Raw genomic sequence first — 8,021 nt, 5'->3', positions numbered from 1 at the left:
GTCTCGACCCCGGCCACCCGCCGCACCCGCCGCGGTGAGGCCCCGGCGAGTCGGAGTCCGGCCATCCGGCGGTCCCGGTGGACCGCGCCGATCCGCGTGCACTGGCCGAGGAGGCCCAGGGTCGGGATCAGCAGGAGGAGCAGGGCGAGGATGATGCCGGACCGCTCACCGGGCCGGTCGAGCAGGCCCTCCGCGTAGGGGATGCGGTAGACGCTCCGGCCCGCCGAGGCGAGCGCCGCGGCCGCCGAGGCGAACCCGGTGGCGCAGAACGCCCCCAGCGCCGTCAGGCCGAACCGCCACCACTCCCGCCGGTCGGAACCCTGGGTGAACAGCCAGGCCAGCTTCACGTCCTCGGTCATTTCGCACCCTCCATCGCTGCGGCACGGCCGTCGGCCAGCCGGATCTCGCGGTCCGCGTACGCGGCCACCCGGGCGTCGTGCGTGATCAGCAGCACCGCCGCGCCCGAGGCACGGGCGGCGGAGACGAGCTCCGCCATGACCTGTTCGCCGGCCAGGGAGTCCAGCGCCCCGGTCGGCTCGTCGGCGAAGACGACGCGCGGTCCGGTGACCAGCGCGCGGGCCAGCGCGCCCCGCTGGGCCTGGCCGCCGCTGAGCTCACCGGGCCGGGCGTCCCCCCGGTCACCGACGCCGAAGCGCTCCAGCCACTCGCCGGCCCGGGCGCGGGCCTCGCGCCGGGAGGTGCCGGCGAGCATCAGCGGCAGGGCCACGTTGTCGGTGAGCGTGAGCTCGGGGATCAGCTGCCCGAACTGGAACACCACGCCGAAGTCGGTGCGGCGCAGCGCGCTCAGCCGGTCCTCCGCGCAGGTGTCGAGCCGCAGTCCTTCGTAGTGGACGCTGCCGCCGTCGGGGCGGACGATCCCGGCCATGCAGTGCAGCAGGGTGGACTTGCCGCTGCCGCTGGGGCCGGTGACGGCGAGGATCTCTCCCGCGTGGAGTTCGGCCGAGGCGCCGCGCAGGGCGTCGGTGCGGCCGTGGGTCTTGACGAGGTCTCGGGCCGCGAGCAGCGGGCCGGTGGTGATGCTCATCGTGCGGTGACCTCCGCGGTCAGGGTGGCGAGCCGGTCCGCTGTGGTGCTCATCCAGCGGAGGTCGGCGTCCAGGTGGCTGAGGGCGTAGTCGGCCGAGAGGACGGTCGCGAGGTCGGCCCCGGGAGTGGTCTTGACCTTGGTGAGCTCCCGCATCCGCGCCATGTGGGCGGCGCGCTGGTCGCGCAGATAGGCGGCCGGGTCGCCGCCGGCCAGGATGGCGACGACGACCTTGGCGAAGATCTCGTTGGCGACGAACGGCGCGGGCGGGGCCGTCTCCGCGGCCCAGCGGGCGAGTTCGCGCTCGCCGTCGTCGGTGGCGCGGTACATGGTCCGCTCGGGACCGCCGTCGGAGTCGGTCCCCTCGACCTTGGCCAGTCCGTCGCGCACCAGCCGCTGCAGCGTCGTGTACACCTGCCCGTACGCCAGGGGGCGGGCCTGCGGGAACCTCTCGTCGTGCCTCCTCTTCAGGTCGTAGCCATGGCTCGGCCCGGTGGAGAGGAGGCCCAGCAGGATGTGACGGGTGCTCATGTCCGTCAGTATGCACCACGTACATGTACTGAGTGAATAGTCGATCGGCGCTCGTGTGGTGTTGAGCCGGGCGGGGCGACGTGGAAGCGTGATCGCAGCCGACCGGACCGGGAGAAGGGTGACTTTCGTGCTCATCGACCTCAACGCCGACCTCGCCGAGGGCTTCGGCCGGTGGGAGCTCGGTGACGACGACGCGCTGCTGACCGTGGTGACCAGCGCGAACGTGGCGTGCGGGTTCCACGCGGGTGACCCTTCGGTGATCCGCCGGGCCTGCGAACGGGCCGCCGCCGAGGGCGTCGCCGTGGGCGCGCAGGTGGGGTACCGGGACCTGGCCGGGTTCGGGCGGCGCTTCATCGACATGGAGCCGCGGGCCCTGGCCGACGACGTGCTCTACCAGATCGGCGCGCTGGACGCCCTGGCCCGCGCCTCCGGCACGCGGGTGCGGTACGTGAAGCCGCACGGGGCGCTCTACAACGCGATCGTGCGGCACGAGGAGCAGGCCGCCGCGGTGGTCTCGGCGGTGCGGGACTGGGACCCGGCCTGCGCGGTGCTGGGCCTGCCGGGGTCGCGGTGGCTGGCGCTGGCCGCGGAGGCGGGACTGCGGGTGTTCCGCGAGGCGTTCGCGGACCGGGCGTACACCCCGGAGGGGACGCTGGTGCCGCGGCGCGAGGCGGGCGCGGTGCTGCACGACGCGCGGGAGATCGCCGAACGGTGCGCGCGGATCGCCCTCGGCGAGCCGGTGGCGGCGGTGGACGGCACGCCGTTGCGGATCGAGGCGGACTCGCTGTGCGTGCACGGGGACAGCCCCGGCGCGGTCGCGGTGGCCCGGGCGGTGCGGGAGCGGCTGGCGGAGGCGGGCGTGACGCTGCGGGCGTTCGCCACGGGCGGGGAGGACTGAGTGCGCGTCCTGCCGTGCGGGGACCAGGGCCTGCTGGTGGAGACGGACTCGCTGGAGGAGGCGCTGGGCCTGTACCGCTCCCTGGAGCGCGCCTCGCCGCCCGGCGTGACGGACCTGGTCCCGGCCGCCCGCACGGTCCTGCTGCTCCTGACCCCGGAGGCGGACCCCGCCCTGGTCGAACGTGAGGTGCGGAAACGGGACTTGACGGGAGCCGAGCGTGAACGGGGCCCGCTGGTCCGCGTTCCGGTGCACTACGACGGTGAAGACCTGCGTGAGGTGGCGGACTTGACCGGCCTGTCGGTGCGGGAGGTGGTGCGGTTGCACACCGGCTGTGAATGGACCGTCGCCTTCGGCGGGTTCGCCCCCGGCTTCGCGTATCTGACGGGCGGGCCGCCGGAGTTGCGCGTTCCTCGCCGGGCCGAGTCGCGGACCCGGGTGCCGGCCGGCGCGGTGGGGCTGGCCGGGGAGTTCAGCGGGGTCTACCCGCGCAGTTCGCCGGGCGGCTGGCAGCTCGTCGGGCGGACGGAGCTGGCGATGTGGCGTGAGGACCGCGATCCGCCGGCCCTCCTGCGGCCGGGGGCGCGCGTGCGGTTCGAGGAGGTGCGGCCCGGGTGACGGCGGCGCTGGAGGTGCTGGCGACCGGTCCGCTGGCCACCGTGCAGGACCTGGGGCGGCCGGGGCTCGCCGCGGTGGGCGTGGGGCTCTCCGGCGCGGCCGACCGGGGCTCGCTGCGGCTGGCCAACCGGCTGGTGGGCAACGAGGAGGGCGCGGCGGGGGTGGAGGTCACCTTCGGCGGCCTGTCCGTCCGGGCGCTGCGGCCGGTGACGGTGGCCGTGACCGGTGCGGTGGGCCCGGTGGACGGTGGCGCGGTGAACGCGGTGACGCACCTGGCCGCGGGCAGCCGGCTCACGCTGGGGACGCCGGCGGCGGGGCTGCGCAGCTACCTCGCCGTCCGGGGCGGGATCACGGTGCCCGAGGTGCTGGGGTCACGGTCGCGGGACGTGCTCGCAGGGCTCGGGCCGGAACCGCTCGTGGTGGGCGACGTGCTCCCAGCAGGTCCCGCGTCGGGCCCGCCGCCCTGCGTGGACCTGGCGCCGGTGGCCGCGCCGACCGCCGGCGAGGTGGTGCTGCGGGTGTGGCCGGGGCCGCGGGACGACTGGTTCTCGCCCGCCGCCGTACGGGAGTTGCTGTCGGCGACGTGGACGGTGGGAGCGGCTTCCGACCGCGTGGGCATGCGGCTCGACGGGCCCGCGCTGGAGCGGGTGCGGGAGGGCGAGCTGCCCAGCGAGGGAATGGTGCCGGGCGCGCTGCAGGTGCCGCCCGGGGGCCGCCCGGTCCTCTTCCTCGCCGACCACCCGGTCACCGGCGGCTACCCCGTCCTCGCCGTCGTCCTGCGCCACGACCTCGACCGCGCCGCCCAGGCCCGACCGGGTCAGCCCCTCCGCTTCGTCCTCCCGACGACGGGCCGTCCCCACGGCGCCTGAACCACCACGGGCGGCGCATGGAGCACGACGCTCGGCGCATGGAGCACGACGCTCGGCGCATGGAGCACGACGCTCGGCGCAGGGATCCCCGCGGGCGGTGCGCCGGCGCGGTGCCCGGGCCCGTCCCGGGTCCCGCGCTCACCGCGGGGCCCTCGTGCGGCGCCCGCATGCCCGCGGGCGGTGCTCCCCGGTGCCCGCGCCCTCCGCCGAGGCCTGCATTCCCGGCGGGCCGTCGTGCGGCATCCCGGCCGCCTGCCGGGCCCGACTCCGGTACCACGGCCGCACCCGCCCCCCGCTTCCGCCGAGACCGTGAGCGCGCGGCTCAGAGCTGCTTGGCCATGCAGATGCTGTTCTCGTGGAAGCGGTAGTAGCCGAACTTGCCGCAGCGGTCGTAGCCGGAGGAGCCGTACAGGGCGACGGCCTCGGGCTGCTGGTCGCCGGTCTCCAGGACCATGCGTGTGCGGCCGGCGGCGCGGGCGTCCTCCTCGAGCAGGGCCAGGATGCGGCGGGCCAGGCCCAGGCCGCGGCACTGCTCGATCACGAACATCCGCTTGAGCTCCGCGTCGCCGTCCTGGTTGCCCTCCTCGTTCTCGTCCTGCGCGCGCCAACCGCCGGTGGCGACCGGGCGGTCCTGCTCGTCGTAGGCGATCAGGAAGAGCCCGTTCGGCGGGCGGAAGTCGTCGGGGTGCAGGACGGTGGCGTCGCCGCCGTCGCCGTAGCGGCGCCGGTACTCCTCCTGGACCTCGTCGTTCAGCTTCACGGCGTCGGGGTGGTCGAACGGGACAGTGCGGATGTTCATGGCGGGGATCGTACTTCCGTGCTGTTCGGCGAACTCATGGGCGGGTCCGTCCAGTGTGCCGGTATTGTGCTCCGGTGCTTACTGTGACCTCCGTCAACGTCAACGGGCTCCGCGCCGCCGCCAAGAAGGGCTTCGTCGAGTGGCTGGCGGAGACCTCCGCCGATGTGCTGTGCCTGCAGGAGGTGCGGGCCGAGCCGGGCCAGCTCCCGCAGGCCGCCGGCGCCCCGGAGGGGTGGCACGTGGTCCACGCGCCGTCCGCCGCCAAGGGCAGGGCCGGCGTCTCGCTGTACACCCGCCGGGAGCCGGACGCGGTGCGCGTCGGGTTCGGGTCCGCCGAGTTCGACGCCACCGGCCGCTACGTGGAGGCGGACCTGCCGGGCGTCACCGTCGCCAGCCTGTACCTGCCCTCCGGGGAGGTCGGCACCGAGCGGCAGGACGAGAAGTACCGGTTCATGGACGAGTTCCTGGTGTACCTGAAGGCGCTGCGCGAGCGCGCCGCGGCCGACGGGCGCGAGGTGGTGGTCTGCGGCGACTGGAACATCGCCCACGCCGAGGCCGACCTCAGGAACTGGCGCGCCAACCGCAAGAGCTCCGGGTTCCTGCCCGAGGAGCGCGAGTGGCTGACCCGGGTGCTCTCGCCCGCCGACGGCGGCTACGTGGACGTGGTCCGCGCCCTGCACCCGGAGACCGAGGGGCCGTACTCCTGGTGGTCCTACCGCGGCCGCGCCTTCGACAACGACAGCGGATGGCGCATCGACCTGCAGGCGGCGACCAAGGGCCTCGCGGACCGCGCGGTCAAGGGCTTCGTCGAGCGAGCCGCCACCCACGAGGAGCGGTGGTCGGACCACGCGCCGGTGACGGTCGTCTACGACCTCTAGGCGACGCCGGCGTCGGCCGGCCCGGGCCACGTACGCCCGGCCGCGGACACGCGAAGGGCGCCCCTCGCAAGGGGGCGCCCTCGTCACAGGATCAGGCTGCGCGCGGTGCCGGGGCCTGCGTCAGATCGTGTCCTCGTCGTAGATGTCGTCCTCGGACGACCGGCGCGGGCGGTCCTGCTCGCGGTCCGACGGGGAGCGGTCGCGCGACGGGCGCTCGTCCCGCTGCTGGTCACGGTTCTGACCCATGCGCTGGTTGGCCTCCTGCTGGAGACGCTCGGCCTTGTCCTGGAACTGGTCCTTGATGCCCATGTGTGTCACTCCAATGAGTGGTGAGGGGATCGGGGCTCGACCAGCGTGACACGCCCGTGCACGCAGCGCATTTCGATCATCACCCGCTGTGGCGGGACGTCCGTTCCTGCTCGTCGGCGGCGCCTCCGGCGCCCACCAGACCGGGCCGGACCTGGTCCAGACGGTCGTCGAACCGCCGCACCTCGCGGGGCCCGACCGCGCCGATCAGGGTGGGCAGCGCCCCCCGGATCGACTGCATGCCGCGCAGCCACCACTGCCCGTAGACGTGCGCGGAGCGCCGCTCGATGCCGTCCACCAGCCGGTCCACCGCGGGACCGAGCGGGTAGGTCTTGTTGGTCGGCCACGGCAGCCGCTTGCGCAGCTCGCGCATCACGTCGTCCTGGTCGGCGCCGCGCACCATGTCGGTGTCGGTCCACGACAGATAGCCGACGCCCACGTCCACGCCCTTGTGGCCGACCTCGCCGCGCAGGCAGTGCGCGAACGCCTCGACGCCGGACTTGGAGGCGCAGTACGCCGACATCATCGGGGCTGGGGTGAGCGCGGCCAGCGAGGCGATCTGCAGCAGGTAGCCGCGGGTCTCCATCAGCGCCGGCAGGAACGCCCGCGCGGTGACCGCCGAGCCGATCAGGTTGACCTCGATCACCCGCCGCCAGGCGTCCGCGTCGGAGCTGACGAGCGGGCCGCCGGTGGCGACGCCCGCGTTGGCGATCACGATGTCGATCCGCCCGAACCGCTCCTTGACCTCGGCGGCCACCTGGTTCATGGCGTCCTGGTCGGTGACGTCGGCGTGCCACCAGTCGCTCTCGGCGTACAGGCGGCCGGAGACCTCCTTGAGCCGCTCCGGCTCCAGGCCCACCAGCGCCACCTTCACGCCGCGCACCGACAGCTTGCGGGCGAGCAGTTCGCCGACGCCCCGCGCGCCGCCGGTGACGACGGCGACCCGTCCCTCCAGGTTGACCTTGCTCATGCGGCGCTCTCCTTCGTCGTGCCGGTCGTGCCGGTCGTGCCGGTCCTGTCGGTCGTGCCGGTCGCGCCGGCCGTGCCGGTGCTCTCGGTGTTCCCGGTGCGCGCGTCGGCCGTGGCGCCGTCGGTGAGGTGGGCGGCGGCCAGCGCCCTGATGCGGTCGGTGACCACGTCCGGCGCCTCGATCGGGGTCATGTGGCCGAGGCCCGGAAGCTCGGTCACGCGAAGGCAGTTGGGGAGTTCCCGGGCGAGGTTACGGGCGTGCACCGGCGGTGTCAGCCGGTCCGCGGTGCCCACGACCACCTCGGTGGGGAGGTCCAGCGTCCGTGCGCCCTCGGTCAGTTCGAGGGTGGACAGGACGTGGGACCAGGCGTGCCGCGCCTTGGTGGGGCAGGCGTGCACCACGCGTGCGCAGGCCTCCACCATCTGCGGCGTCGAACCCGCTCCCATGGTGCCGTACTTGAGGATCTTGCGGCTGAAGCCGGTGGGCCTGCGGCCGATCGGGAGCGGGGAGCCCAGAATCTGTCCGGTGAGCCAGGTGCGGACCGCTCCGCGCCTGATCGGGAGCACCGTGGACTCCGGCACCAGGGCGGAGGCGCCGGTGGAGCAGAGCAGCACGGCGGCGGCGTGCTCGCGGAAGCCGGGGCGTCCGGCGGCCGCCATGACCGTCATGCCGCCCATGGAGTGCCCGGCGATCACCGCCTTCTCGCCGGGGGCGAGGGTGGCGGCCAGCACCGCCTCCAGGTCGTCGGCGAGCTGCTGGGTGCCGACGGGGGCGTGCAGCGGGCTGCCGCCGTGTCCGCGCTGGTCGTAGGCGACGACGCGGAACCGGTCGGACAGGTCGCGGATCTGTGCCGCCCAGAAGGCGACGGAGCAGGTCCAGCCGTGCGCGAGCACGACGGCGGGGGCGCCCTCGGGTCCGTGCACCTCGATCGAGATGCGGGCGCCGTCCGAGGAGAAGGCGGTCAGCTCGCGGGCGGGCGCGGGCGGCTGGTAGCGGCCCAGCGTCGTCAGGTGGTCCAGGGTGCTCATGCGGCGGCCTCCACGGCGGCGGTGGTGCCGGGTCCGGAAGCGGCCTCGGCTGCGGCGGGGGCGGGGCGGGCCACGTCGGACTC

The 8,021-nt window shown here is 74.7% G+C and carries 10 protein-coding genes and 1 pseudogene; 4 read left to right on the top strand and 7 right to left on the bottom strand.

Translation table 11 applies throughout. The annotated features are described in order from the left end of the window. The 3 genes and pseudogenes from ACOV8S_RS19960 to ACOV8S_RS19950 form a co-directional block, all read right to left on the bottom strand. A pseudogene (locus ACOV8S_RS19960) lies at positions 1 to 359 on the bottom strand (ABC transporter permease); the annotation flags it as partial. After that, complete coding sequence (locus ACOV8S_RS19955) at positions 356 to 1,045, bottom strand: ABC transporter ATP-binding protein (protein WP_448319151.1); 690 nt, start codon at positions 1,043 to 1,045, stop codon at positions 356 to 358. The gene ACOV8S_RS19955 and the pseudogene ACOV8S_RS19960, both read right to left, overlap by 4 nt. After that, positions 1,042 to 1,575 (bottom strand): PadR family transcriptional regulator, encoded by a 534-nt coding sequence (locus tag ACOV8S_RS19950; protein ID WP_351117410.1) that lies wholly within the window; start codon positions 1,573 to 1,575, stop codon positions 1,042 to 1,044. The genes ACOV8S_RS19955 and ACOV8S_RS19950 overlap by 4 nt, the downstream gene beginning before the upstream one ends. A gap of 118 nt (positions 1,576 to 1,693) precedes the next feature. On the opposite strand from ACOV8S_RS19950, the gene ACOV8S_RS19945 reads away from it, so the two are divergent. From ACOV8S_RS19945 to ACOV8S_RS19935, 3 genes are read left to right on the top strand one after another with little or no spacing between them, the layout of a single operon-like run. Next, on the top strand, positions 1,694 to 2,473 hold the full coding sequence (locus ACOV8S_RS19945; protein WP_448319150.1) for a LamB/YcsF family protein: 780 nt from the start codon (positions 1,694 to 1,696) through the stop codon (positions 2,471 to 2,473). Continuing rightward, complete coding sequence (locus tag ACOV8S_RS19940) at positions 2,474 to 3,088, top strand: 5-oxoprolinase subunit B family protein (RefSeq protein ID WP_448319149.1); 615 nt, start codon at positions 2,474 to 2,476, stop codon at positions 3,086 to 3,088. Beyond that, entirely contained in the window at positions 3,085 to 3,957 is an 873-nt protein-coding gene (locus ACOV8S_RS19935) for a 5-oxoprolinase subunit C family protein (RefSeq protein ID WP_448319148.1), read from the top strand. Before ACOV8S_RS19940 ends, ACOV8S_RS19935 begins: the two co-directional genes overlap by 4 nt. Before the next feature lie 322 nt (positions 3,958 to 4,279). On the opposite strand, the gene ACOV8S_RS19930 is transcribed toward ACOV8S_RS19935, so the two are convergent. After that, the gene (locus ACOV8S_RS19930; RefSeq protein ID WP_448319147.1) at positions 4,280 to 4,756 is read right to left on the bottom strand and encodes a GNAT family N-acetyltransferase; all 477 of its coding nucleotides are present in this window, start codon (positions 4,754 to 4,756) and stop codon (positions 4,280 to 4,282) included. A gap of 74 nt (positions 4,757 to 4,830) precedes the next feature. On the opposite strand from ACOV8S_RS19930, the gene ACOV8S_RS19925 reads away from it, so the two are divergent. Then, the gene (locus tag ACOV8S_RS19925) at positions 4,831 to 5,634 is read left to right on the top strand and encodes an exodeoxyribonuclease III (RefSeq protein WP_448319146.1); all 804 of its coding nucleotides are present in this window, start codon (positions 4,831 to 4,833) and stop codon (positions 5,632 to 5,634) included. 120 nt (positions 5,635 to 5,754) lie between these two features. On the opposite strand, the gene ACOV8S_RS19920 is transcribed toward ACOV8S_RS19925, so the two are convergent. The 3 genes from ACOV8S_RS19920 to ACOV8S_RS19910 form a co-directional block, all read right to left on the bottom strand. After that, on the bottom strand, positions 5,755 to 5,943 hold the full coding sequence (locus ACOV8S_RS19920; RefSeq protein WP_448319145.1) for a hypothetical protein: 189 nt from the start codon (positions 5,941 to 5,943) through the stop codon (positions 5,755 to 5,757). A 79-nt stretch (positions 5,944 to 6,022) separates the two neighbouring features. Next, positions 6,023 to 6,910 (bottom strand): SDR family oxidoreductase, encoded by an 888-nt coding sequence (locus ACOV8S_RS19915; RefSeq protein WP_448319144.1) that lies wholly within the window; start codon positions 6,908 to 6,910, stop codon positions 6,023 to 6,025. After that, a complete protein-coding gene (locus tag ACOV8S_RS19910; RefSeq protein WP_448319143.1) occupies positions 6,907 to 7,938 on the bottom strand; it encodes an alpha/beta fold hydrolase in 1,032 nt (343 codons plus the stop codon). Before ACOV8S_RS19910 ends, ACOV8S_RS19915 begins: the two co-directional genes overlap by 4 nt. Between the last annotated feature and the right edge of the window lie 83 nt (positions 7,939 to 8,021).

The organism is Streptomyces sp. CO7, from assembly GCF_053474865.1.
Note: the sequence above shows the minus strand (reverse complement) of the source record. Positions and strands in the feature narration are given on the sequence as shown.

What these genes read in the sequence shown, in the direction of transcription:
- ACOV8S_RS19955 (WP_448319151.1), bottom strand. Translation starts at nt 1,045, where the DNA reads ATGAGCATCACCACCGGCCCGCTGCTCGCGGCCCGAGACCTCGTCAAG.
- ACOV8S_RS19950 (WP_351117410.1), bottom strand. Translation starts at nt 1,575, where the DNA reads ATGAGCACCCGTCACATCCTGCTGGGCCTCCTCTCCACCGGGCCGAGC.
- ACOV8S_RS19930 (WP_448319147.1), bottom strand. Translation starts at nt 4,756, where the DNA reads ATGAACATCCGCACTGTCCCGTTCGACCACCCCGACGCCGTGAAGCTG.
- ACOV8S_RS19920 (WP_448319145.1), bottom strand. Translation starts at nt 5,943, where the DNA reads ATGGGCATCAAGGACCAGTTCCAGGACAAGGCCGAGCGTCTCCAGCAG.
- ACOV8S_RS19915 (WP_448319144.1), bottom strand. Translation starts at nt 6,910, where the DNA reads ATGAGCAAGGTCAACCTGGAGGGACGGGTCGCCGTCGTCACCGGCGGC.
- ACOV8S_RS19910 (WP_448319143.1), bottom strand. Translation starts at nt 7,938, where the DNA reads ATGAGCACCCTGGACCACCTGACGACGCTGGGCCGCTACCAGCCGCCC.